The 22277-nt window shown below is 38.8% G+C and carries 24 protein-coding genes and 1 other RNA gene; 19 read left to right on the top strand and 6 right to left on the bottom strand.

Annotation, left to right across the window (positions count from 1 at the left end; all coding sequences use genetic code 11):
- Positions 1-62: 62 nt before the first annotated feature.
- The 3 genes from nrdF to ACLHK8_RS09190 all read right to left on the bottom strand — a co-directional run bounded on the left by nrdF (position 63) and on the right by ACLHK8_RS09190 (position 3610).
- Positions 63-1079 (bottom strand): class 1b ribonucleoside-diphosphate reductase subunit beta, encoded by a 1017-nt coding sequence (nrdF, locus tag ACLHK8_RS09180; RefSeq protein ID WP_057772757.1) that lies wholly within the window; start codon positions 1077-1079, stop codon positions 63-65.
- A gap of 24 nt (positions 1080-1103) precedes the next feature.
- Positions 1104-3269: a class 1b ribonucleoside-diphosphate reductase subunit alpha gene (gene nrdE, locus ACLHK8_RS09185; protein WP_434520313.1), complete on the bottom strand. Its 2166-nt coding sequence runs from the start codon at positions 3267-3269 to the stop codon at positions 1104-1106.
- A gap of 110 nt (positions 3270-3379) precedes the next feature.
- Complete coding sequence (locus tag ACLHK8_RS09190; protein ID WP_046871054.1) at positions 3380-3610, bottom strand: redoxin NrdH; 231 nt, start codon at positions 3608-3610, stop codon at positions 3380-3382.
- 292 nt (positions 3611-3902) lie between these two features.
- Between ACLHK8_RS09190 and ACLHK8_RS09195 the strand changes: the two genes are divergently transcribed.
- The 10 genes from ACLHK8_RS09195 to ACLHK8_RS09240 all read left to right on the top strand — a co-directional run bounded on the left by ACLHK8_RS09195 (position 3903) and on the right by ACLHK8_RS09240 (position 10386).
- Positions 3903-4526 carry a class I SAM-dependent methyltransferase gene (locus ACLHK8_RS09195; RefSeq protein WP_063698343.1) on the top strand — a complete coding sequence of 208 codons (624 nt, stop codon included), beginning with the start codon at positions 3903-3905 and terminating at the stop codon, positions 4524-4526.
- Complete coding sequence (gene tadA, locus ACLHK8_RS09200) at positions 4516-5031, top strand: tRNA adenosine(34) deaminase TadA (protein WP_434520314.1); 516 nt, start codon at positions 4516-4518, stop codon at positions 5029-5031. The genes ACLHK8_RS09195 and tadA overlap by 11 nt, the downstream gene beginning before the upstream one ends.
- A gap of 31 nt (positions 5032-5062) precedes the next feature.
- Positions 5063-5149: signal recognition particle sRNA small type (ffs, locus tag ACLHK8_RS09205), an RNA gene on the top strand.
- 75 nt (positions 5150-5224) lie between these two features.
- Positions 5225-7000 carry a DNA polymerase III subunit gamma/tau gene (gene dnaX, locus ACLHK8_RS09210; protein WP_057772764.1) on the top strand — a complete coding sequence of 592 codons (1776 nt, stop codon included), beginning with the start codon at positions 5225-5227 and terminating at the stop codon, positions 6998-7000.
- A 20-nt stretch (positions 7001-7020) separates the two neighbouring features.
- Positions 7021-7335 carry a YbaB/EbfC family nucleoid-associated protein gene (locus tag ACLHK8_RS09215; RefSeq protein ID WP_057772767.1) on the top strand — a complete coding sequence of 105 codons (315 nt, stop codon included), beginning with the start codon at positions 7021-7023 and terminating at the stop codon, positions 7333-7335.
- A gap of 15 nt (positions 7336-7350) precedes the next feature.
- On the top strand, positions 7351-7950 hold the full coding sequence (gene recR, locus ACLHK8_RS09220) for a recombination mediator RecR (RefSeq protein ID WP_057772768.1): 600 nt from the start codon (positions 7351-7353) through the stop codon (positions 7948-7950).
- Between the two features lie 35 nt (positions 7951-7985).
- Positions 7986-8639: a dTMP kinase gene (gene tmk, locus ACLHK8_RS09225; protein WP_179947341.1), complete on the top strand. Its 654-nt coding sequence runs from the start codon at positions 7986-7988 to the stop codon at positions 8637-8639.
- A gap of 5 nt (positions 8640-8644) precedes the next feature.
- Positions 8645-8974, top strand: coding sequence for a cyclic-di-AMP receptor (locus tag ACLHK8_RS09230; RefSeq protein WP_057772770.1), 330 nt, complete (start codon positions 8645-8647; stop codon positions 8972-8974).
- Between the two features lie 21 nt (positions 8975-8995).
- Positions 8996-10003: a DNA polymerase III subunit delta' gene (gene holB / locus ACLHK8_RS09235; RefSeq protein ID WP_063698341.1), complete on the top strand. Its 1008-nt coding sequence runs from the start codon at positions 8996-8998 to the stop codon at positions 10001-10003.
- 38 nt (positions 10004-10041) lie between these two features.
- Entirely contained in the window at positions 10042-10386 is a 345-nt protein-coding gene (locus tag ACLHK8_RS09240) for a DNA replication initiation control protein YabA (protein WP_057772775.1), read from the top strand.
- 137 nt (positions 10387-10523) lie between these two features.
- Here ACLHK8_RS09240 and ACLHK8_RS09245 read toward each other — a convergent pair whose 3' ends face one another.
- Positions 10524-11753, bottom strand: a complete 1230-nt coding sequence (locus ACLHK8_RS09245) for an IS110 family transposase (RefSeq protein ID WP_057775612.1) — start codon at positions 11751-11753, stop codon at positions 10524-10526.
- A gap of 349 nt (positions 11754-12102) precedes the next feature.
- Between ACLHK8_RS09245 and rsmI the strand changes: the two genes are divergently transcribed.
- From rsmI to ACLHK8_RS09280, 7 genes are all read left to right on the top strand, one after another.
- Complete coding sequence (rsmI, locus tag ACLHK8_RS09250) at positions 12103-12996, top strand: 16S rRNA (cytidine(1402)-2'-O)-methyltransferase (protein WP_057772776.1); 894 nt, start codon at positions 12103-12105, stop codon at positions 12994-12996.
- Between the two features lie 98 nt (positions 12997-13094).
- Positions 13095-13853 carry an acyl-[acyl-carrier-protein] thioesterase gene (locus tag ACLHK8_RS09255; RefSeq protein WP_063696763.1) on the top strand — a complete coding sequence of 253 codons (759 nt, stop codon included), beginning with the start codon at positions 13095-13097 and terminating at the stop codon, positions 13851-13853.
- Between the two features lie 65 nt (positions 13854-13918).
- A complete protein-coding gene (gene galE, locus ACLHK8_RS09260; RefSeq protein ID WP_063696765.1) occupies positions 13919-14914 on the top strand; it encodes a UDP-glucose 4-epimerase GalE in 996 nt (331 codons plus the stop codon).
- 115 nt (positions 14915-15029) lie between these two features.
- Positions 15030-15755 carry a tRNA (adenosine(37)-N6)-threonylcarbamoyltransferase complex dimerization subunit type 1 TsaB gene (tsaB, locus tag ACLHK8_RS09265; RefSeq protein ID WP_057772782.1) on the top strand — a complete coding sequence of 242 codons (726 nt, stop codon included), beginning with the start codon at positions 15030-15032 and terminating at the stop codon, positions 15753-15755.
- Positions 15739-16314, top strand: a complete 576-nt coding sequence (gene rimI / locus ACLHK8_RS09270) for a ribosomal protein S18-alanine N-acetyltransferase (RefSeq protein ID WP_063696767.1) — start codon at positions 15739-15741, stop codon at positions 16312-16314. Before tsaB ends, rimI begins: the two co-directional genes overlap by 17 nt.
- A 7-nt stretch (positions 16315-16321) precedes the next feature.
- Complete coding sequence (gene tsaD / locus ACLHK8_RS09275) at positions 16322-17359, top strand: tRNA (adenosine(37)-N6)-threonylcarbamoyltransferase complex transferase subunit TsaD (RefSeq protein ID WP_057772785.1); 1038 nt, start codon at positions 16322-16324, stop codon at positions 17357-17359.
- Positions 17360-17379: 20 nt separating this feature from the next.
- The gene (locus ACLHK8_RS09280) at positions 17380-18375 is read left to right on the top strand and encodes a serine hydrolase domain-containing protein (protein ID WP_063696770.1); all 996 of its coding nucleotides are present in this window, start codon (positions 17380-17382) and stop codon (positions 18373-18375) included.
- 64 nt (positions 18376-18439) lie between these two features.
- Here the strand turns inward: ACLHK8_RS09280 and ACLHK8_RS09285 are convergent, their stop codons facing one another.
- Complete coding sequence (locus tag ACLHK8_RS09285; RefSeq protein ID WP_063696772.1) at positions 18440-20377, bottom strand: ABC-F family ATP-binding cassette domain-containing protein; 1938 nt, start codon at positions 20375-20377, stop codon at positions 18440-18442.
- A 123-nt stretch (positions 20378-20500) separates the two neighbouring features.
- Here ACLHK8_RS09285 and ACLHK8_RS09290 point away from each other — a divergent pair, with 123 nt between their 5' ends.
- On the top strand, positions 20501-21124 hold the full coding sequence (locus ACLHK8_RS09290; RefSeq protein WP_057772790.1) for a redox-sensing transcriptional repressor Rex: 624 nt from the start codon (positions 20501-20503) through the stop codon (positions 21122-21124).
- Here ACLHK8_RS09290 and ACLHK8_RS09295 read toward each other — a convergent pair whose 3' ends face one another.
- Positions 21125-21781: a CPBP family intramembrane glutamic endopeptidase gene (locus ACLHK8_RS09295; protein WP_057772795.1), complete on the bottom strand. Its 657-nt coding sequence runs from the start codon at positions 21779-21781 to the stop codon at positions 21125-21127.
- Positions 21782-21968: 187 nt separating this feature from the next.
- Between ACLHK8_RS09295 and groES the strand changes: the two genes are divergently transcribed.
- The gene (gene groES, locus ACLHK8_RS09300; RefSeq protein WP_063696774.1) at positions 21969-22253 is read left to right on the top strand and encodes a co-chaperone GroES; all 285 of its coding nucleotides are present in this window, start codon (positions 21969-21971) and stop codon (positions 22251-22253) included.
- Positions 22254-22277 lie beyond the last annotated feature (24 nt).

Genomic DNA, 22277 nt, shown 5'->3' on the forward strand with positions numbered 1-22277 from the left:
ATTGCTCCATTCTAAAAAAAACGCCACTAAGTTAGTTACTAACCAGTGACGTCTTTTTAATACTATTTTTGGTCTTTGGGTTCGCCAATATTGTAATCTTTATCAGACATAGTTTCTAGCTTTCCTAAACGATAACCATTACCAACTTGTGAGAAGAAATCGTGATTAGCAGTTCCTGTAGAGATTCCGTTCATCACAATTGGGTTCACGTCAGCTTCTGTGTCAGGGAAGAGGGGATTTTGACCCAAATTCATTAAGGCCTTGTTTGCGTTATAGCGCGTAAACGTTAAGACTTGGTCCGTCCAACCGACTTGATCATATAAAACGTGGACATATTTTTCTTCGTTATCATAAAGTTCGTATAAGAAGTTAAACATCCAGTCTTTGAGTTCTTGCTGTTTGTTTTCTGATAATTCTTTCATAGCCAATTGGAATTTGTAACCAATGTAAGTACCATGAACAGATTCGTCACGAAGAATTAACTTAATGATTTCTGCAACGTTAGTTAATTTGTTGTGACCAAGGTAATAGAGTGGTGTAAAGAAACCAGAGTAGAACAAGAAAGTTTCCAAAAAGACGCTTGAAATCTTTTTCTTTAGTGGATCACCATCATCATGATAGAGAGTATAAATTTTCTTAGTTTTGTTTTGAAGGAATTCTTCGCTATCACTCCATGAGAAGATCTCGTCAATTTCTCCTGGTGTATTTAACGTTTCAAAGATTGATGAATAACTCTTTGAATGAACAGATTCCATGAACTGAATGTTATTAAAAACGGCTGTTTCGTGGGGCGTACGAATATCTTTTCGTAGTGCTGCCATACCGTCTTGTGATTGAAGGGTGTCAAGAAGGGTAAGGCCACCAAAGACGTGTCCCACAACCCATTTATGATCTTCATCAAGGGTGCGCCAATCATCCAAGTCATTGGAAATTGGAATTCGGGTATCGAGCCAAAACTGTTCGGTTAATTTTTCCCAAGTAGCTTTATCAATCTCATCGGAAACTTGATTCCAATTGATTGCCTTGTAATTACCATCTTGAGTCCATTTGATAGGATCTAATTTTGAAGAGTCTGCCATTTTTTTGTTCCTTTCTGAACTAAATTAGATTGAGCAACTTTCACATTGGTTAACTCCGACTTCACCGTCGTTGTCAGTGAAAGTCCGAATATAATAAATTGATTTAATTCCCTTATTATAAGCATAGTTTCGGAGAATGTTCAAATCTCTCGTGGTCATTTTATTTGTCCGGCCATCTTTCCATTCATACATACCCTCTGGAATGGTTGAACGCATGAAGAAAGTCATGCTCATCCCTTGATCTACGTGTTGTTGAGCTGCAGCATAAATGTCAACAACTTTACGCATGTCGATATCATAAGCGGATTGATAATATTTTAAAGTGCTGTTATCAAGATATGGAGCTGGAAAATAAATTTTACCAATTTTCTTTTCTTGACGTTCTTCAACTCGGTTAACAATTGGTTGGAGACTAGCGGTGGCGTCGTTAATGTAAGAAATCGAGCCAGTTGGTGCAACCGCCATCCGATTTTGGTGATAGAGGCCATCTTTCATAACAGCTTCTTTTAGTGCTTGCCAATCGGCTTGAGTTGGGATATCAATTGTTTCAAATAAAGCCTTTGCCTTTTCAGTCTTTGGACCCCAATCTTTGGAAACATATTTATCAAAGTAACTACCGTCTGCATATTTACTTTTTTCAAAATTGTGGAAAGTTTCATGACGTTCGCGTGCAATTTCGTTGGAAGCTTTTAAGGTCCAGTAGTTAAGGAGCATGAAATAAACACTTGTAAAATCAAGAGAGTCTACATTTCCATAGTACATGTGGTTCTTAGCTAAATAACCATGTAAGCCCATGGCGCCAAGGCCAATTGTGTGAGCAAGTGCGTTTCCATTTTGAATGGAAGGGACAACACTGATATTAGAATGATCGGTAACAAAAGTTAAGGCGCGGACCATTGTCTCAACAGAATGACCAAAGTTAGGGGTATTCATCATATTAACAATATTTGTGGAACCAAGGTTACAGCTAATGTCGGTTCCCATTGTTGTGTATTCTTGTTTGTCATTGATTTCAGATGGCGATTGAACCTGCATGATTTCAGAACACAGATTACTCATCACAATTTTCCCGTAAATTGGGTTGTCGCGATTGGCTGTATCAACGTTCACTACGTAAGGATAGCCTGATTCTTGTTGTAATTTAGAAAGCTCGTTTTCCAGATCACGGGCTTTCATCTTTGTTTTAGTGATTGCTGGATTAGCTACCATATTGTCATATTCGGCAGAAATATCTACATAAGAGAAAGGTTTTCCGTAAACTTTTTCAACAGAGTAAGGACTGAATAAGTACATGTCCTCATCATGACGCGCGAGGTCATAGAACTTATCAGGCACCACAACACCCAGGGAAAGGGTTTTGACACGGATTTTTTCATCAGCGTTTTCTTTTTTAGCAGACAAAAAGGAAATAATATCAGGATGGAAAATATTGAGATAAACAACGCCGGCACCTTGACGTTGGCCTAGTTGATTTGCGTAGGAAAAACTATCTTCTAACAGTTTCATAACAGGGACAACGCCACTAGCAGCGCCTTCAATACCTTTAATAGGGGCACCAGCTTCTCGCAAATTACTTAAGTTGATTCCGACACCACCACCGAGTTTGGAAAGTTGCAGTGCAGAGTTAATTGTTCGGCCAATAGCATTCATATCATCAGTTGCTTGAATTAAGAAACAAGAAACAAGTTCGCCCCGTTGTTTTCTACCAGCATTTAAGAAACTTGGCGTAGCAGGTTGATAACGTTGGTGAATAATCTCATCAGCGATTGACATAGCTAGATCTTCGTCACCGTCCGCAAAGTAGGTTGCGTTCATGGCAACTCGATCTACGAAGTGTTCCAAATAATAGCTGTTGTCGTTAGTTTTTAAGGCATACTGAGCGTAGAACTTGTAAGCAGCCATAAAAGATTGAAAATGAAAATTTTGGGAATTCAAAAAATCGTAAAGCTTTTGCAGAAATTCAGGAGAATATTTCTTAATTGGGTCCTCCTCTATGTAGTCATTTTTAATTAGATAGTCGAATCGGTCTTGTAATGAATCAAATTGCTTGGTGTTAGGATTGACGTTTTCTTTTAAGAATGCAGCTAGAGCTTCATGGTCCTTGTTCAAGGGAATTTGATTGTTAACTGGAATATTTATTTCGTTATTTAAATCGTAGTATGTGACATCTTTAAGGTTCTTAAGACTCATAATTTACACGCCTTTCTGGGATCCTGCCTAAAAATGGGATAAATAAAAAAACGCCTAGCTGTGACAAGCAGCATGGTGCGTTTTAATGGCCTAACAAATATGTCGATCTGTTAGATAGCAAGTTGTTTTAAAACATCAGGTCGAAATCCGGCAATTGGTTCGTTACCATTGGATTCAACTACGGGAACGGCTTGAAATCCGCGAGATTTTAAATAATCAATGTAATCAGGATTTGTATTAATGTTCCGTTCTTTAAAGGGAATATTGTGTTCACTTAAGAAACGTTTTGTCATCTTACATTGCATACAGTTGTTTTTTGTATAAATAGTTACTTCACTCATGTTGCCCACCCTCGATTTCTTGTTACTTTTGTGTTTTTTGAATATCCTCAGTATACAACATCTAATGTAAAATTCAATGAAAAAACCACCATATTTAGTGTCAATTATGTTACAAGCACTAAATATGGTGGCCCGACAAGGTTTTGAAGAAAAAGTTTTTTTGTTCAGGTTGCGTGCAACTTATTTAGGGACGACCCAACGCTAAGTTAGTTGTGAATTTCGGTGGATATTCCTTTATAATAGAAATTAACTTTAAAAATAATAGATTTTAAAATGAAAAGGAAATAATTAAATGACTGATTATTATTATACACAAAATCCGGATGCTTTACATGAAAAAACACAATGGCAATTTAAATTGCTTTCTCAAAATTTAACTTTCAATTCAGACAGTGGCGTTTTTTCTAAACGAACCATCGATTTTGGAACCCGAACGTTATTGGATGCGGTTGATTTGAAAGATCTGAGTCATGGAGATGTCTTGGATGTTGGTTGTGGTTATGGGCCAATTGGATTAGCAATCGCGAAGGCGGTGCCAGAAATTCACGTTGATCTTGTTGATGTAAATTTAAGGGCACTTGATTTATGCAAACAAAACGCTGAGCAAAATGGCATTCAAAATGTCACAATCTGGGAATCAGATACTTATGAAGCAGTTTCTAAAAAAGATTATCACACGATATTATCCAATCCACCGGTGCGGGCAGGTAAAACAGTTGTAACCAAAATCTTAACGGATGCTTTTGCACATTTGCAGGTGGGAGGCTCATTAATGATCGTTTTGCAAAAAAAGCAAGGCGCACCTTCAGCAAAAAAAACGATGACCCACGTATTTGGCAATGCAGAGATTGTTTTAAAACAAAAAGGTTACTACATTATTAAGAGCGTGAAAGAGCAGGAAAACAATGCAGAATAAACTGTCGCCAAACCAAGAGCTTTATTTTATGAGCTTGGCGTTGGAAGAAGCACGCAAGGCAAAATTCATGGGTGAGGTGCCAATTGGGGCAATCATTGTCCACAAAAATCAAATTGTTGGCCGTGGTCACAACTTAAGAGAACAGAATCAAGACGCAACTGCGCATGCAGAAGTTGTGGCAATTCAAGATGCTTGCCGAACCTTAAAAAGTTGGCGGTTATGGGATTGTCAATTGTTTGTTACTGTTGAGCCGTGCATGATGTGCAGTGGAGCAATCATTAATTCACAGCTGCCAGAAATTTATTTTGGAACCCGAGATCCAAAAGCTGGCACAGTTCAAAGCTTGTATCAGCTTTTGAATGATCAACGCTTAAACCATCAAGTACGGGTTTATGAAGGACTTTTTCAAAGAGAATCAAGCCAAATTATGCAAGATTTTTTTCGTGAAATTCGGCTTCGAAGAAAAAAGCTTAAAAAAAGTAAACAAATTAGTAGAAATTTTTAGTGATTTCGAGTATTATTAATAGTGCCGAGAGGCCTTAAGGCAAGGATGGACTCACGAATTGTGTCAGATCCGGAAGGAAGCAGCACTAAGTCTGCTCTGTCTTGTGCCTTAAGTTATTAGGAAATTGGTAAGACTCTTAGTCAACATGGCTAAGAGTTTTTTATATAGGTAAACAATTGAGAGGAATTCAAAAATGAGCTATCAGGCTTTATATCGCGTTTGGCGTCCACAACGGTTTGACGAAATTGTGGGACAGCAAGTGATTACGCAAACATTAAAAAATGCTTTAATTACTGATCAAACTAGTCACGCTTATTTGTTTACGGGTCCGCGTGGAACTGGGAAAACTTCGGCTGCCAAGATTTTTGCCAAGGCAATTAACTGCCGTTATTTAAAAGATGGTGAGCCCTGTAATGAATGTGCAACTTGTAAAGCAATTACGCAAGGGCGCTTAAACGATGTCATTGAAATCGATGCTGCTTCCAATAATGGCGTGGAAGAAATTCGAGATATTCGTGATAAAGCCAAGTATGCGCCTACTGAAGCAGACTACAAAATTTACATTATTGATGAAGTCCATATGCTGTCCACGGGGGCTTTCAATGCTTTGTTAAAAACTTTGGAAGAACCGCCAGCTAATGTCGTGTTTATTTTAGCAACAACGGAGCCACAAAAGATTCCGCTAACGATCATCTCCAGAACACAACGGTTTGATTTCCGAAGAATCTCAACTAAAGATAGCTACGACCGAATGGTTTACATTTTGCAACAAAAAAAGATTACATTTGATGAGAAAGCGTTGATGGTTATTGCTAAAGCAGCAGAAGGCGGTATGCGGGATGCACTTAGCATCTTGGATCAGACCCTGTCGTTTGGTGATAATGAAATCACCCTGAAAAATGCCTTGCAAGTGACAGGGAGCGTCAATCATGATCTCTTGAATTCATATGTTCAAAATGTTTCTGATCAGGAGGTTACTTCGGCTCTGAATACCCTTGAAAAAGTGCTGGCGGAAGGCAAGGATGCTAATCGGTTTATTGAAGATCTCATCAATTTCTGTCGAAACCTTTTGCTATATCAACAAGATCCGTCGCTGATAGTTGATCAAGCGTTAGGTGATGTAGATGACCAATTCAAGTCATTTGCGGCCTCACTAACTGCTGAGCGTATCTATCAAATGATTGATCATTTAAACGATACTCAGCAACAAATGCGGTTTACCACTCATCCAGATGTTTATATGGAAGTTTTAACGATTAAATTGGCAGAGCCAGCAAAGCAGAACATCCAAATGCCTGAAAATGAGAATCGGCAACCAAAGACAGCTACTGAAGGTGAATTGGATCATTTACAAGAAGAAATTAAAAAATTAACGGATCAAGTTAAGAAGTTAGAGGGACAAAGTCAGGCGCCAGCAAAAGAGGCTAAACCAAATGGGGCAGCACGCGGGACTACTGGCAAGCGAAAGCAGGCTGTGAAACCTAATTTAACAAAGATTTATCCAGTTTTAGCCAACGCAACGAAACAAAATTTGGTACAATTAAAAGAGATATGGCCAGATCTTATGGCAATGTTGAGTGTCACACAGAGAGCCTTGATGCATGTGGCTCAACCAGTGGCAGCTAGTGAAAAAGGAGCTGTAATCGCCTTTAACTACGCTTTCTTGTATGAACAAGCAGCGGATGATGGAGATTTACGTCAACTTTTGAGCGAAGATATTGACAAACTAGTAGGTCATGATTTAAAAATTGCTTATGTTGATGCTGAGCAATGGCCAGAAATTCGAACAAGTTATATTCAGCAACATAAAGATGATTTACAGAATAATGAAGCTGATTCAAATGAGGAAAATGCTGAAGGGATGCCGACAGATGAGGATTCTCCAGCTTCCCAGTCTGAACAAGACCCAGTAGTTACTCAAGCTGAAGCCTTATTTGGGTCAGAAGCAGTCGAAATTAGAAACGATTAGTTAAGAAAGGCGGAATTAAGATGCGCGGTGGAATGGGAAATATGCAAAACATGATGCGTCAAATGCAAAAGATGCAGAAAAAAGTTACTGAGGAACAAGAAAGCTTAGATACAACGGAATTTACTGGTGTTGCACCAGACGACATGGTTAAGGTCACTTTTACGGGTGATAAGACGATGAAAGACATCGCCATTAAGCCTGAAGCAGTTGATCCAGATGATGTGGATATGTTACAAGACTTGGTTGTTGCCGCTGTAAATGATGCGATGACTAAGATTACTGATGAAACAAACAAAACGATGGGCAAATACACTAAAGGTTTGCCAAAAATGTAAGAGTGAGGGCCTATAATGCAATATCCAGAGCCAATTGCGAAATTAATTGATAGTTATATGAAGCTGCCAGGAATCGGCGAAAAGAGTGCAACTAGATTAGCATTCTTCACGATTAATATGGATCAAGATGATGTGACAGAGTTCGCTAAGGCATTGGTTTCGGCAAAACGTGATCTTCATTTTTGCAGTATTTGTGGAAATATTACCGAAGATGATCCTTGTGAAATCTGTCGAGATAAATCGCGTGATCAAGGGACCTTATTGGTAGTTGAGGATCCTAAAGATGTGATGTCAATGGAAGAAATGAAAGAGTATCATGGCCTTTACCATGTCCTTCAGGGAGTCCTTTCACCTATGGAAGGCAAAGGACCAGAAGATTTGAATATTTCAAGTTTGCTTAAACGGCTTCAAACAAATAAAGCGGTCAAAGAAGTTATTGTAGCAACTAATGCAACTCCAGAGGGTGAAGCGACAGCGATGTACTTGTCACGACTTATCAAGCCAGCTGGAATTAAAGTAACCAGATTAGCGCATGGTTTATCGGTTGGTAGTGATATTGAATATGCGGATCAGATGACTTTGTTCAAAGCTGTAGAAGGCCGTACAGAGATGTAAACAAACTTATACTTATGAAAAAGCGAGATGGCATGGTGACAGGAAAATTTATTTCATTTGAAGGCCCAGATGGCGCAGGAAAAACAACAGCTTTGAATACGATTGTGGCAGACTTAAAACCTCAGTTAAAAACGCAGCTGGTTGTGACTCGTGAACCAGGCGGTAACCGAATCTCTGAAGCCATTCGTAGTGTTATTTTGGATCGCCAGAATACAGAAATGGATGACCGTACAGAGGCATTACTTTATGCGGCCGCTCGGCGACAACACATTGTAGAGACGATTGAGCCGGCATTAAAAGCCAACAAGCTAATTTTATGCGATCGCTACATTGACAGTTCGGTGGCGTATCAAGGAGCTGGTCGCGAGATTGGTGAACAGGAAGTCTATCAAATGAACCTTTTTGCCACGGCTGGTTTACTTCCTGATTTGACGATTTACTTTGACATTCCTTCAGAGATTGGTCTGAAACGCATTATGACGCACCGGACGGATGAAATTAATCGTTTAGATGTTGAAAAATTATCTTTTCATAAACGGGTTCGAGCGTCTTATTTAAAAATTGCCAAAGAAAATCCTGAGCGTATCAAAGTGATAGACGCAACGCAAAGTAAAGAAAAAGTTGTTTCAGAAGTTGAAACAATTATTCGGCAATCTAATTCAGAGTTTTTCAATGAGTCAGGAGAGTGACAAATATGAAATTAATTATTGCAATTGTTCAAGATAAGGATGCCAATCAATTAAGCGATGAATTTATCGATGCAAATATTCGGGCAACAAAATTATCAACAACAGGTGGTTTTCTAAAATCAGGAAATACAACTTACATGATTGCGATTGATGAAAAACGAGTTGATGAAGTATTGGCAATGGTCAAAGAGGCTTCCCATAGTCGTGAGGAATTCATGACACCACCGGTCAATTTGGATGCTAGTATGGAAGGCACAACTGCTTATCCTGTGAAGGTTCAAGTTGGTGGAGCAACGGTGTTTGTCATGCCAATTGAGCAATTTCAACAATTCTAAAAAGTTGGCGGAGGAGTAACGATGGCTGAAGAAGATGGAATCCAAATTGCGGTTAAAGAAAAGCAACCAGAATTAGTTGAACATTTTGCACAGGTCATCGCGTCACGAAAGCTGGCCCATGCTTATTTGTTTGCTGGTGAATCGGGCATTGGAAAAGACGAGTTAGCAACCTGGATTGCGATGCGTCTTTTTTGTTTAAATGTACAAAACAACATGCCCTGTGGAAAGTGTCAGGAATGTCGAAGGATCAGTACAAACCAGCATCCGGATGTGGTGGTTGTGAAACCAGATGGTCAAAGTATAAAGGTTGATCAAGTCCGATTTTTGAAATCTGAGTTTACAAAAAGTGCGGTTGAAGGTAATCAAAAGATATTTATTATTTCTGATGCTGATAAAATGACTGCAGGTGCAGCAAATAGCCTCTTAAAATTTATTGAGGAACCAAGCCCAAATGTGACTGCTTTTCTTTTGACAACCAATAAGAACCTGATGCTACCAACCATCATCTCACGAACAGAAGTAGTAGAATTGAAACCATTGATACCAGCTCAATTTAAGGCCCAATTGCAAAAAGAGGAGATTACGCCAAGTTTAATAGCCATGGCGATGAATCTAACTAACAGTGTGGTTGAAGTTAAAAATTGGTTAGCCGATGATTGGTTATCACAAGTTCAATCAGCGGTTAGTCGCTGGTTTCTATTGGCTTTTCAAAAAGATATGCGGTCCTTCGTCGAGGTTCAGGCGAAAATCATGGGATTAGCAAAAACTAAAGAAAATCAGCAGTTAATTTTAGATATCGTCATGTTATATTGTCGTGAAGCTTTAATTTTAAAAGTAAACCCCAACAATTTACGGTTAAGTTTTCCAAATCAAGATGAACAAATAAAGCAGGGACTTACCAACAAATCAGAAAGCAGTTTAATGGCAGCAACTGAGCAAGCTTTACAGGCTAAGAATTTAATGAATCGTAATGTAAGTTTTCAAAATGTCTTGGAAGCACTAACCATTAGATTATGTCGTATTTATTGAGTCATTCTGAGATTAAGGACTGTGAATGAGGTGAAACTGTGAACAAACGAGAGATATACGAAAGCTTCGATGGTCTTCAAGAAGAATCACAAAAAATGTCAGACCAGATTCAGGAATTACAAAATGGTTTGACGGAGATTCTTGAAGAAAATGCTGAATTGGTTATCGAAAATGAGCATTTGCGTGAGCAATTAAGCAAATATGAGCAATCGTCAAAAAACGAAGATCCCAAAAGTACTAAGCACGGTCTTTCTAAATCTCGAAAAAACTTAGAAAAATTATATGGTCGCGGATATCACGTGTGCAATGAATGGTTTGGCAGACACCGTGAAAATAACGAACCGTGTGCTTTTTGCCTTGATGTTATTTACGGTGATCGGTAAGCCTTGTGGTAATAAGTCAAGTATGTAAAAAGCTTTGTTTTTATTATTAATCAGTTCTTGAGAGTATAGCTTCCCCAGCCCACTAAAACAGTTAATTTAGCGGGTTAAGAAGGGACTCAGTATCGTAAACTCGAAAGCTATACCACTTTGGGTGGTATATAAAATTGATGGTTTCTAAGCAAGACTTCCACCAATCTTACAAGCTTTCGTGCCGTCAAGACAATAGCTCGACGATGACGATACTTGGGTACCTCTTCATATTTTTTGTGGTAATAGCGTTGGTAAGTAACATCATAACGTCTTATCGAGTTGGCAGCTTCAACTAGATAATAACGAAGATATTGATTACCCTTACGAGTTCGTGGTGTAGCTTGACGAACGCTTGTGCCTGATTCATGTGGTAACCAAGCCAGGCCAGCATACTTGGCAATATGACTTTCATCGGGAAAACGTTCAATTTGACCAATTTCTGCCACAATACCAGCCGCATAAACTGGGCCAATACCGGGAACACTAGTTAAACAATTGATATCTGTGATTTGAGTAGATATCTGTGTAATTGTTTTATCCAAAACTTGGATTTGTTTTTTTAACATCCGAATTTCATTCGCATAGACCGCCAAAATTTCATCAACAGAATCTGTTACGACTTTTGATAGGCGATAAGAAGAACGGGTTGCTTTCTTAATAGCTTTAGCAACGGCTTCGGCATCACCAAACTTACCGTGAGCTAACTGTTGAAGATGGGTGACTAATTCATCAAGAGGTAGCGCCGCTGCCTCGTCCAAGGTTAACTCTTCATCAGTAATTAGGGTCATCATAGTTGAACCAAAAACGGATGTTGGCAGCTCCCGTTCTAACGTATTACAACGATAATAAAGATTATTCAAAAAATGATTTTTAGAATCAGTCATTTGTTTAACCAAGTGATAACGTTCCCGTGTTAGACGTTGCAAAGCCACATAGTTTTCTTGGCGAGCAACTGAAGTTCCCAGTGGTTTGATCCGTAACAAATCAGCTAATTGTTTGGCATCAATCGCATCCGTCTTACCATCATCAAATAACTGGCTAAAATGATGTGACGTATAGGGGTTAATGGTGATAACCGATAAGCCTAAGGCTTGTAACTCGCTATCTTCGGCGAAAAAAGTCATCGGATGAAAATTATAGACCGAGGTGGCTTCCATACCAACAGTTATCTTTTCATAATGGTGGGTTTTAGTCTCAGTTAAGATTACCTGTTTAATTTTAACGGCACCATTAAGATCATTAGTAGTTTCATCTTGAAAACGGCAATGTTGATCAGAATCTAAAGCACAAAAGTCTAATTTATTTTTACCAACATCAATACCTAAATATAAATTCATAGGATAGGACCTCCTTTCACTTTGAATTAATTGGATAAGCTTAGGTGCTGCGTGATGTTCCCTAATTCCAACTCTAACGGGCATCCTCGCAATATAAGAAGACTAGATTAAAAGATTCAGCTGCGTGTCACGCGAGTGAACACGAATCAAATTAATCGCTACAGCTTGTGGTTTGCGGTGTTTCGAATTGTCTGGGCGGCGCGCTTATAACGTAGATAATCTACAGGAGATGAAAGCCTATACCAGTTGGACCTAAATCCAATGAACAATTAGAGAATATCACGCAACATCTAAGTAGGGAATAGTAAATAACAAAGTTTCAAATTATATAATACGAGGAGATTGAAAAGTGCAATCACAAAAAAGCTTTGCAAAAAATCAGGCTAGTGGAACGCTGTATTTAGTGCCCACCCCAATTGGCAATCTTGGAGATATGACCTATCGGGCAGTTGAAATATTGAAGGAAGTAGATGTTATTGCTTCTGAAGATACGCGGAATACCCAAAAGTTATTAAATCATTTTGAAATTGAAACGAAACAAATTAGTTTTCATGAATATAACACCCATGAACGTGTCCCTGAATTAGTTGAACGTTTAAAAAAAGGGGAGACCATTGCGCAAGTGAGTGATGCAGGAATGCCATCAATTAGTGATCCTGGGCATGATTTGGTAGTGGCCTGTATTGAACAAGACATTACAGTTGTTCCTTTGCCAGGAGCTAACGCAGCGTTGACCGCCTTGATTGCCTCCGGATTAGTTCCGCAACCATTTTATTTCTTTGGCTTTCTAAATCGAAAACCGGTTGACCAAAAACGTCAATTGGAAAAGCTTGCAAATAAAGAAGAAACGCTTATTTTTTATGAAGCTCCACACCGTTTGAAAAAGACGCTGACCAATATGGCTGGTATCTTGGGTACAGATCGTTCGGCAGTATTGTGTCGAGAGCTAACTAAAAAATTTGAAGAGTTTCTTCGTGGAACTTTGGCAGAACTGTTGGAATGGGCTAGTAATAATGAAATTCGCGGCGAATTTGTTGTGATTGTGGAAGGTAACAGCCATGCAGTTGTAGCAGGTGAAGAATTACCAGAAATTCCTGTTGAAGATCAAATCACTAATTTGATTAGCGCGGGTGAGAAACCAACCGTAGCAATAAAAAAGGTTGCTAAATTACGCGGGCTGAAAAAGCAAGATGTTTATGCAACATACCACCATTTAAACAATGACAATTCGAAAAATAGTTAGTTTAAGAGGATGGTAGTGAGTGGTAAAACTTTTTTGGTTTCGATCACGAAATGAATTATAAAAAAGAAATAATGTAAGTAATGTGAGAGGAGATTGGCATGGCAGGAAAAAAATTTAGCGAAGAACATAGATTGGTTTATTACGATGGTGATCGAACCTCGCGAGCATCAATGCCAATGCTAATCAACTTAATGGTTTTAGCTTCAGAAGACCAAAGTGAACTTTTGGGAGTTGGAACATCAGAAGTCTTAAAATATGGCGTGGGTTGGGTAGTTACGCAGTATTCGATCCAAATAAATGCTTTACCTGAGATTGGGACGACAATTCGTTTGTCAACCGAAGCCACTGCCCACAATAAGTTTTTTTGCGAGCGTCATTTTGGCATTGAAGACGAAGCAGGCCAACCACTTATCACTGCTAACAGTAATTTTGTCCAAATGAACCATGAAACACGTAAGATGGGGAAATTAATTCCGGCATTGATTGACCCATACGGAAGTGATGAGGTTAAACGATTAGCTCGGTTACCACGGGTTCAAAAGATTACGGATGGACAAGAACTGCTAACCAAACAATATTCTGTTCGTTATTTTGATTTAGATACCAACGGCCACGTAAACAACTCACATTATTTTGAGTGGCTTTTGGATGTTTTACCGGCTGATTTTTTGCAAACTCACATGCCAACTCATTTAAATATTCAATATCATAAAGAAATTCAGTATGGACATACGGTAGTGAGTGAAGTGGGAAAAACAACTGGTGAAAATGGTGAAACAAAGACGCTACATAGGATGTCAGTTAATGGCGAAGTCTATTGTGAAGCGGATTGTACTTGGAGCTCAATAGCTAACTAACAAACAAGTGAAACGGTTTTATGGTATAATTACGTTAAAATTTCAGGAAAACGGAGAGGCGTAAAATGGCAATTTTAGTACTTGGTGGTGCAGGGTATATTGGCTCGCACACAGTAAAAAGATTGATTGAACAAAATGAAGATGTAGTGGTGATTGATAATTTAGTTACCGGACACCGACAAGCAGTTTCGAAGCAAGCTCGTTTTTACCAGGGGGATGTTCGAGATCGGGATTTTTTGGACAAAGTCTTTGCTGAAGAAAGTATTGATACAGTTATCCATTTTGCAGCTTTTTCGATTGTTCCAGAATCAATGAAGGATCCGTTGAAGTATTTTGATAACAATACTGGCGGTGTGATCACTTTGCTTGAAGCTATGCACGCCAATCATGTAAGTCGAATTGTCTTTTCTTCAACGGCCGCTACTTATGGTAATCCTGAGAATGATACAATTAAAGAAACTGATTTACAAAATCCCATCAACCCGTACGGTGAGAGCAAACTCATGATGGAAAAGATTATGCACTGGTCTGATATTGCTTATGGTATTAAGTTTGTGGCACTGCGTTACTTTAATGTTGCGGGAGCTGCTGCGGATGGAACCATTGGCGAAGATCATCATCCTGAAACTCACCTCATTCCGATTGTTTTGCAGGTTGCTTCTGGAAAACGTGACGAATTACAGATTTTTGGGGATGATTATAAAACTGCAGATGGCACCAATATTCGTGACTATGTGCACGTTACAGATTTAGCAGATGCGCATATTTTAGCGATGAGGTATCTCCAAGCTGGTAACGAAAGCAATGCATTTAATTTGGGTTCTTCGACGGGATTTTCCGTGAAGCAAATTTTGGAAGCTGCTCGTGTTGCGACCGGCAAAGAAATTCCTGCAAGAATTACTGCTCGGCGTCCTGGAGACCCAGATACTTTAGTTGCTAAAAGCGATAAGGCACGTAAAATCCTAAATTGGCAGCCTCAATATGATGATATCCATGAAATCATCAGGACTGCGTGGAACTGGACACAAAAACATCCAAACGGGTTTGAAGATCAAAAATAAATTTAGAGAACTCGACAATCGGTAAAGATTTGCGAGTTCTTTTTTATGAATTATCCCGCTATAGAAAAATTGTGATAAGATATTTAAAGAATAGAACGAGAAAAGGAAATTGGTTATGAAAATATTGGCGTTAGATACTTCAAATCGGCCTTTAAGTGTGGCGATTTTAGATGATGGCCAGTTACTAGCAATGACGACCACAAATATTCGTAAAAATCATAGTATTCAGTTGCAGCCAATTATTGAAACATTGGTTAAGCAGGTTGGACTTAAGATGCAGGACTTCAAACGAATTGTGGTGGCAGACGGACCGGGTTCATATACTGGATTGCGGATTGCAACAACGACTGCGAAGACACTGGCATATACCTTAAATATTGATTTAGTGGCGGTGTCCAGCTTACGGACATTAGCGGCAAATGTAGGCGATGAAGATCGTTTAATCGTGCCTTTATTTGATGCGCGCCGAGAAAATGTATTTGCAGGCATCTATCAACAAACTGCTGATGGCTTGGTGGCGGTTTTGGAGGACCAACATTTAGCTATTAAAGAATTGGCCGCAAAATTACTGGAAATGCACAAGCCTGTTTGGTTTGTGGGCCAAGATGTATCTGTTTATGCAGCCTTTCTTCAGGATCAGTTGGGGCCATATTTTCATCAAGTTTCAGATGCAATGAATCTTCCTAATGCTTATGTACTTGGAAAATTAGGATTACACGCCGAACCTGTAGCCCATCCATTTAATTTTGTGCCCCGATATTTGCGTTTGACTGAAGCGGAAGTTGAATGGAAAAAACGTCATCCACAAGAGGAAACAAAGCCTTATGTTGAAAGAAATTAAAGCATTAATTAAAGATCGTTTTTTTAATCGAACAAAACAGTTGAGAGAACAAGCATTTGAAATTCATGACCATGTTATCCAAATTGAAACGGACACGTATTTCATTGCCAAGGCGATGATTCCGGATATCCCGGAAATTTTGAATGTGGAGCGATCTGTTTATGAAGGCCAAACGCCTTGGGATCGAGCCGCTTTTGCTACGGAACTTCGCCGTAAATTTGATCGGCTTTATTTAGTTATCCGATATCACGATCGGATGCTTGGTTTTATCGGTGCATCGTTCGATGATCGGACTGCGACTGCACATATTACAAATGTGGCTGTGGTCCCAGACAAACAGAATCGAGGCATTGGTGCTTACTTGCTTAAGACAATGATTGGAAAAGCTGAATACATTGGATACAAAAAGATGACGCTTGAAGTTAGAAGAAGTAATGTACGTGCACAGGCCCTTTATCTAAAGATGGGCTTTGAAAAAACAGGCGTGAAAGCACACTATTATTTTGGTGATCATGAAGATGCGATTGATATGACCTTAACATTGACCCAAAAGGATTAGGAGAATTATGACTAAAAAGAACTTAATTTTAGCATTTGAATCAAGTTGTGATGAAACAAGTGTTGCCGTTATTGAAGATGGTGAGAAAATCCTGTCAAATGTGGTTGCAACTCAAATTAATAGTCATAAAAGATTCGGCGGAGTTGTGCCAGAAGTGGCTAGCCGTCACCACATTGAGCAAATCACAATTTGTATTGATGAGGCGTTAGAAAAAGCACAAGTTAAAACTAGTGATTTGACTGCGGTGGCCGTTACTTATGGTCCTGGACTTGTAGGGGCATTGTTGGTAGGTGTGGCTGCTGCTAAAGCATTTGCCTATGCCAATGAATTACCAATTGTCCCAGTAAATCACATGGCAGGCCATATTTATGCGGCTCGCTTTGTAAAACCGATTGTATTTCCTTCAATGGCGCTATTAGTTTCTGGCGGTCATACAGAGCTTGTTTATATGCCATATGAAAATGAATTTCAAATTATTGGTGAAACACGTGACGATGCGGCTGGGGAAGCTTATGATAAGATCGGGCGCGTTTTGGGAATGACTTATCCGGCTGGGAAACCAATTGATGAATTAGCTCATCAAGGAAAAGATACCTTTCACTTTCCACGGGCAATGGTTCATGAAGATAATTTCGACTTTAGTTTTAGTGGCCTAAAAAGTGCTTTTATTAACACGGTTCATCATGCTGATCAGATTAATGAAACGTTGAATCGCGCCGATCTTGCCGCGAGTTTCCAACAAAGCGTGGTCGATGTGATTGTTAAAAAAACTTTATTGGCTTGTGAAAAATTTCAGATCAAACAACTTATTTTAGCAGGAGGGGTTGCTGCAAACCAAGGACTTAGAGAAACCTTATCTGAGCAACTTAGTGTGAAGGAGCCGGATCTAGATTTTGTAAAAGCACCTCTGAAGTATTGTGGTGATAACGCAGCCATGATTGGGGCAGCTGGCTATGTGGCAATGAAGCATAATGTTTTTGCTGATGCTAGTTTGAATGCTGAACCGAGTTTGGAATTTGATTGGGTACCAGATGCCGTCAAATAAGATGAAGCGGGGACGAATGTATGACAGAAAATAAGTTCACTAAAATGAGGAATGAAATTGATGCAGCAATTGATCGTGGCGATATTTATGGTGCTTCTTTCAGCTTTATAAACGAAAATAAAATTGATAGTTTTTATCATGGATTTCAAGGTAAGGATGTTTTTGCTGAAAGATTGGATCCTTCTATGATCTATGACTTGTCTTCTTTAACGAAGGTTGTGGCAACAACAACACGGGTATTTCAGTTGTTATCTATTCATGAATTGGGATTACAAGATTCAGTTACTGCATATTTACCAGGTTTTTCGCATCCAGAAGTGACGATTGAAAATTTGTTGCTACACAACAGTGGGTTACCAGCGGATGTGGATAACATTCCTAATTTAACTGGTGTTGAGCTTGTAAAAAAAATTTATGAGGATCCATTAATTAGCAAACCGGGTGAAAAAACGGTTTATTCTGATTTAGGATTTATTTTATTAGGTTTAATTATTCGGACATTAAATGGTTCGATTGACCGCAGTGTTCAGGATCACATATGGTATCCACTGGCTATGACAAATACGGGGTATAATTTGAATCGTCCTAAGTCACGATTTGTTCCTACTGAAGTTGATGCGCAACGTGGTCAAATTCAAGGACAGGTCCATGACTATAAGGCGTTACTCTTAAATGGCGAAAGTGGCCATTCAGGCCTGTTTTCGACTCTTAGTGATTTAACTGTCTTTACTGAGATGATGATTAATCGGGGAAAATACCAGAAAAAAGAAATTCTGGATCCTAATTTGTTTGATTTGATGGCCAGTTACGATGAGAATGGGCGGACTTTAGGTTGGCAAAAAGTCAATCATCAAGAGCAATATGTGCAAACTGGCTATACTGGGACAATTTTGGCATTTGACCCCGTTAATAAACAAGGCTTTGTGTGCCTGACAAATCGAATCTATCCAACTCGTGACAATGAACGTTGGAATCAGGATCGGGATCAATTGATTAAAATGTTTTTTTCAAATTAATAAATAACATAAAAAGAGAGTAAGTTCATTAACTGAACTTACTCTCTTTTTGTGAATTTAAATACTAATCTTGGTCTTCAAGTTGCTCACTCTTTGTTGTCCAGTCATTTTCAGTTTGGGTAATTTGGGTTTGAGTTGCGTCCAAACTTTTTTGAAGTTCTTCCAATTTTAAATGATCGTTAAAGTTTTGCGGATCAGCCATTTGGTTTTGAATCCGAGCCTCGGTTTCTGACAATGTATCGAGTTGTTCTTCAAGGTGTTCAACTTCACGTTGCAACTTTCTTTGGACCTTTTGGGTTTCTTTAGAGGCTAAGTAAGTTTGCTTTTTTGAAATCTCAATATCTTCGGTCTCGTCATTAACAGCTGAATTTGGTGTTTGGTCCTGAGCCTCTTTTTTAGCTAAATAGTAATCATAATCACCCAGAAATAGTTGACTTCCAGCCGCAGAGATTTCCAAAATTTCTGTTGCTACTCGATTAATGAAGTAACGATCATGAGAGACGAAAAGGACGGTACCATCAAATTCATTTAAGGCATTTTCAAGAACTTCACGGCTATCAATGTCTAGATGATTGGTTGGCTCATCCAAAATTAAGAAGTTGTCAGCCTGCATGGTTAATTTAGTTAGAAGTAGGCGAGCTCGTTCTCCACCGCTTAAGTTTTTCACAGGTTTTAATACGTCATCTCCGGAAAACAAAAAGCTACCTAACAGAGAGCGAATATCTTTTTCTGGGACGAGTGGATGCTCATCCCAAAGTTCATTTAAAACTGTTTTATGGTCGTCTAAGTTATGTTGTTCCTGATCATAATAGCCGACTTCTACGCCAGTACCTAGTTTAGCGGTGCCACTAAGCAATGGAATTTGACCTAAGATACTTTTCAACAGGGTTGATTTACCAACCCCATTTGGGCCCACGATTCCTAAAACATGATGTTTAGTTAAATTAATGTTGATTGGGGCCGACAAAACATGGTCCGTTTCGTAACCGATTGCAGCATCCTTGACCGTTAAAACGACATTACCACTAGACTGTTTTGCCGCAAAATGGAAATGCATTTCAGCATCATCTGTATTGGGTCGTTCCAGGACGGTCATTTTTTCGAGCTGCTTGCGCCTACTCTGAGCGCGTTTAGTGGTTGAAGCACGGACAATATTTTTATTAACAAAATCTTGAAGTTTATCAATCTGAGTTTGTTGTTTTTCGTAAGTTTTCCATTCACTTTTGAGACGAGCAGCTTTCTTGTCGATATAATCCGAATAATTTCCAGTGTAAGGAAATAGCGTGTGCTGATCTAAGTCAAGAACTCTTGAAACTACATGATCTAGAAAGTAGCGATCATGTGACACAATTAACAATGCGCCTTTGTATGACTTAATGTATTTTTCTAGCCAAGCCAAAGTGTCCATATCCAAATGATTGGTAGGCTCATCTAACACAAGGAGGTCATGTTGTTCCAACAGCAATTTCGCCAAAGCTAATTTAGTTTTTTGGCCCCCAGATAGGGAGTTAACTGAGCGGTCATAAAATTCTTCACCAAAACTAAAACCGTTAAGGACACCACGAATTTCTGCTTGATAACCAAAACCGTTTTTGGTTTTAAAGGTCTGCTGTTTTTGATCGTACAAATTAGATAAAGACTTAAACTTTTCGGAGTTAGCGATGATTTCAGGATCGCCTAATTGGCTTTCGAGCTGATGAATTTCTTGTTCTAAAGCAATAACGTCAGCAAAAACGGTTAATAATTCATTCCAGACGGTATTATCCGTATTTAAGCCTTGATTTTGGGCAAGATAACCAATCGAAAGGTCTTTTTTGGTAATGATCTGACCTTCATCAGGTTGTGTTTGACCAATTAACATTTTGAGAAGCGTTGTTTTACCGGCCCCATTTCGACCGACAAGACCAATGCGATCTTGTTCCTGAATATCAAAAGTGATCTGTGAGAACAACCGCTCTCCATTAAATTCTCGGCTGACATTTTGGGCTTGTAGTAAAATCACAATCTTTTGTCCTTTCGTAAATCAGTTTATAAAATATCTAAGTTTGGGTGGTTCTTGGTTCCCAGTGAGGGAAGTGGTAAACTAACTTTGTTAATTATTCACAAAGTTTATTGGAGGTTCAAAATGGAAACCAAAATTCCGGAAGCTACTGCCAAACGGTTACCTTTATATTATCGCTATTTAAATAATTTATTAAATGCAAATAAACTACGGGTTTCTTCAACTGAGCTAGCTGAAGCGATTCAAGTTGATGCGGCAACCATTCGCCGCGATTTCTCTTATTTTGGTACATTAGGGAAACGTGGGTATGGGTATGATGTCCACAAATTAATTGATTTTTTCAAAAAAATTCTTGATCAAGACACACTCACTAATGTCGCATTGATTGGGGTTGGAAACTTAGGGCATGCCCTGTTGAATTTCAATTTTCATAAAAACAGTAATGTCCGAATCGGTGCTGCCTTTGACATTGATCCGACCATGATTGGTTCCGTGCAAAGTAACGTTCCTGTATATGGAATGGCCCAGTTACGAGAACAGCTGCAGGAACAACAAATTAAAATTGCCATTATTACTATTCCGGCAGCTATTGCCCAAAAAGTTACTGATGAACTCGTGCAATCCGGAATTAAAGGCATCATGAATTTTACAACGGTTCGCGTTTCAGTGCCGGCGGAGGTCCGAATTCAAAATATTGATCTGACCAATGAGCTGCAATCACTAATCTATGCAATTCGGCATGATTAGTTACAAGCCTAATATTGGCAATACAACTAACGAGTTCATTAAAATATGCGCCATCATTGAAGTTTGAATACGGCCGGTATGATGGTAGAGCCACGAAAACCAGAGGCCAATTGCGGCGTATAGAATTAAATGGCCGTCTGAATGTGCTAAGGCGAACAAGCCACTAGAAATAAAGGCGGTAAGCAACTGGGCAATTTTAGGATTAATGAAACTTAGCAGATTGGCAAGATTGCCGAAAAGTACTTTGCGAAAAACAATTTCTTCCATAATTGGGGCTGCCACAATAATAACCAAAGCATAAATGGGATAGCTCTTTACAATTGATAAAAGGGCGCTCGTATTTTGAGAATTAGCATTGCCACCCGTTTGAATGGTCAGGCGTAAAATTACCGATTGGAGAATAATGACCACGATGAATCCTAAAACACCCCACAAAATGGTTTGGCCCACAGAACGGCGCTTTTTTTCAGGCAGATTAGTCGGCATGTTATGAAAGGCAAAATAGCCTAACAAGCAAGCACCGATTAAATAGTCAACAATTTGAATGTTAAAAATTTCCATGTGTGTTAATTTAAAGAAACTATTTAAGACACCGGGCAACAAATAAACGATTAAATACGTAATTAATATATAGATGGATTTCTTTTCTAATTTCATTTGCTCACCTCATATTTGTTCCTATAGTATAGCATTTTTGCAAGATACTTGAATTTATTTGTCAAAAAAGGTCAGTAAAATACTTGCATTCTGTGGGGAGAATGATATAGTAAATATTGTTGTTAGCACTTGAACGTCAAGAGTGCTAAAAACAGTAAAAAGTATAAAATAAATGGAGGGATTCATATTGTTAAAACCATTAGGAGATCGCGTGATATTAGAAGCACAGGAAGAAGAAGAACAAACCGTTGGTGGAATTGTCCTTGCAAGTAATGCTAAGGAAAAATCACAAAGCGGTAAAGTTATTGCTGTGGGTGAAGGACGCGTATTAGATAACGGAGAAAAAGTTGCCCCCGCTGTTAAGACAGGTGACACCGTTATTTTTGACAAGTATGCAGGTACCGAAGTTTCATACGAAGACAAAAAATATTTGGTTTTGCACGAAAAAGATATCGTTGCAATTACTGACTAATTAAAAAAATAAATTCAATGAGGT

This window comes from Pediococcus sp. M21F004 (genome assembly GCF_051122535.1).
In the GTDB taxonomy this organism is placed as follows: Bacteria; Bacillota; Bacilli; order Lactobacillales; family Lactobacillaceae; genus Pediococcus; species Pediococcus inopinatus.

What these genes read in the sequence shown, in the direction of transcription:
- ACLHK8_RS09195 (WP_063698343.1), top strand. Translation starts at nt 3,903, where the DNA reads ATGACTGATTATTATTATACACAAAATCCGGATGCTTTACATGAAAAA.
- rimI (WP_063696767.1), top strand. Translation starts at nt 15,739, where the DNA reads ATGTTGAAAGAAATTAAAGCATTAATTAAAGATCGTTTTTTTAATCGA.
- ACLHK8_RS09215 (WP_057772767.1), top strand. Translation starts at nt 7,021, where the DNA reads ATGCGCGGTGGAATGGGAAATATGCAAAACATGATGCGTCAAATGCAA.
- ACLHK8_RS09245 (WP_057775612.1), bottom strand. Translation starts at nt 11,753, where the DNA reads ATGAATTTATATTTAGGTATTGATGTTGGTAAAAATAAATTAGACTTT.
- galE (WP_063696765.1), top strand. Translation starts at nt 13,919, where the DNA reads ATGGCAATTTTAGTACTTGGTGGTGCAGGGTATATTGGCTCGCACACA.
- ACLHK8_RS09190 (WP_046871054.1), bottom strand. Translation starts at nt 3,610, where the DNA reads ATGAGTGAAGTAACTATTTATACAAAAAACAACTGTATGCAATGTAAG.
- tsaD (WP_057772785.1), top strand. Translation starts at nt 16,322, where the DNA reads ATGACTAAAAAGAACTTAATTTTAGCATTTGAATCAAGTTGTGATGAA.
- dnaX (WP_057772764.1), top strand. Translation starts at nt 5,225, where the DNA reads ATGAGCTATCAGGCTTTATATCGCGTTTGGCGTCCACAACGGTTTGAC.
- ACLHK8_RS09255 (WP_063696763.1), top strand. Translation starts at nt 13,095, where the DNA reads ATGGCAGGAAAAAAATTTAGCGAAGAACATAGATTGGTTTATTACGAT.
- holB (WP_063698341.1), top strand. Translation starts at nt 8,996, where the DNA reads ATGGCTGAAGAAGATGGAATCCAAATTGCGGTTAAAGAAAAGCAACCA.
- ACLHK8_RS09290 (WP_057772790.1), top strand. Translation starts at nt 20,501, where the DNA reads ATGGAAACCAAAATTCCGGAAGCTACTGCCAAACGGTTACCTTTATAT.
- nrdF (WP_057772757.1), bottom strand. Translation starts at nt 1,079, where the DNA reads ATGGCAGACTCTTCAAAATTAGATCCTATCAAATGGACTCAAGATGGT.
- ACLHK8_RS09295 (WP_057772795.1), bottom strand. Translation starts at nt 21,781, where the DNA reads ATGAAATTAGAAAAGAAATCCATCTATATATTAATTACGTATTTAATC.
- tsaB (WP_057772782.1), top strand. Translation starts at nt 15,030, where the DNA reads ATGAAAATATTGGCGTTAGATACTTCAAATCGGCCTTTAAGTGTGGCG.
- ACLHK8_RS09230 (WP_057772770.1), top strand. Translation starts at nt 8,645, where the DNA reads ATGAAATTAATTATTGCAATTGTTCAAGATAAGGATGCCAATCAATTA.
- nrdE (WP_434520313.1), bottom strand. Translation starts at nt 3,269, where the DNA reads ATGAGTCTTAAGAACCTTAAAGATGTCACATACTACGATTTAAATAAC.
- tadA (WP_434520314.1), top strand. Translation starts at nt 4,516, where the DNA reads ATGCAGAATAAACTGTCGCCAAACCAAGAGCTTTATTTTATGAGCTTG.
- recR (WP_057772768.1), top strand. Translation starts at nt 7,351, where the DNA reads ATGCAATATCCAGAGCCAATTGCGAAATTAATTGATAGTTATATGAAG.
- ACLHK8_RS09280 (WP_063696770.1), top strand. Translation starts at nt 17,380, where the DNA reads ATGACAGAAAATAAGTTCACTAAAATGAGGAATGAAATTGATGCAGCA.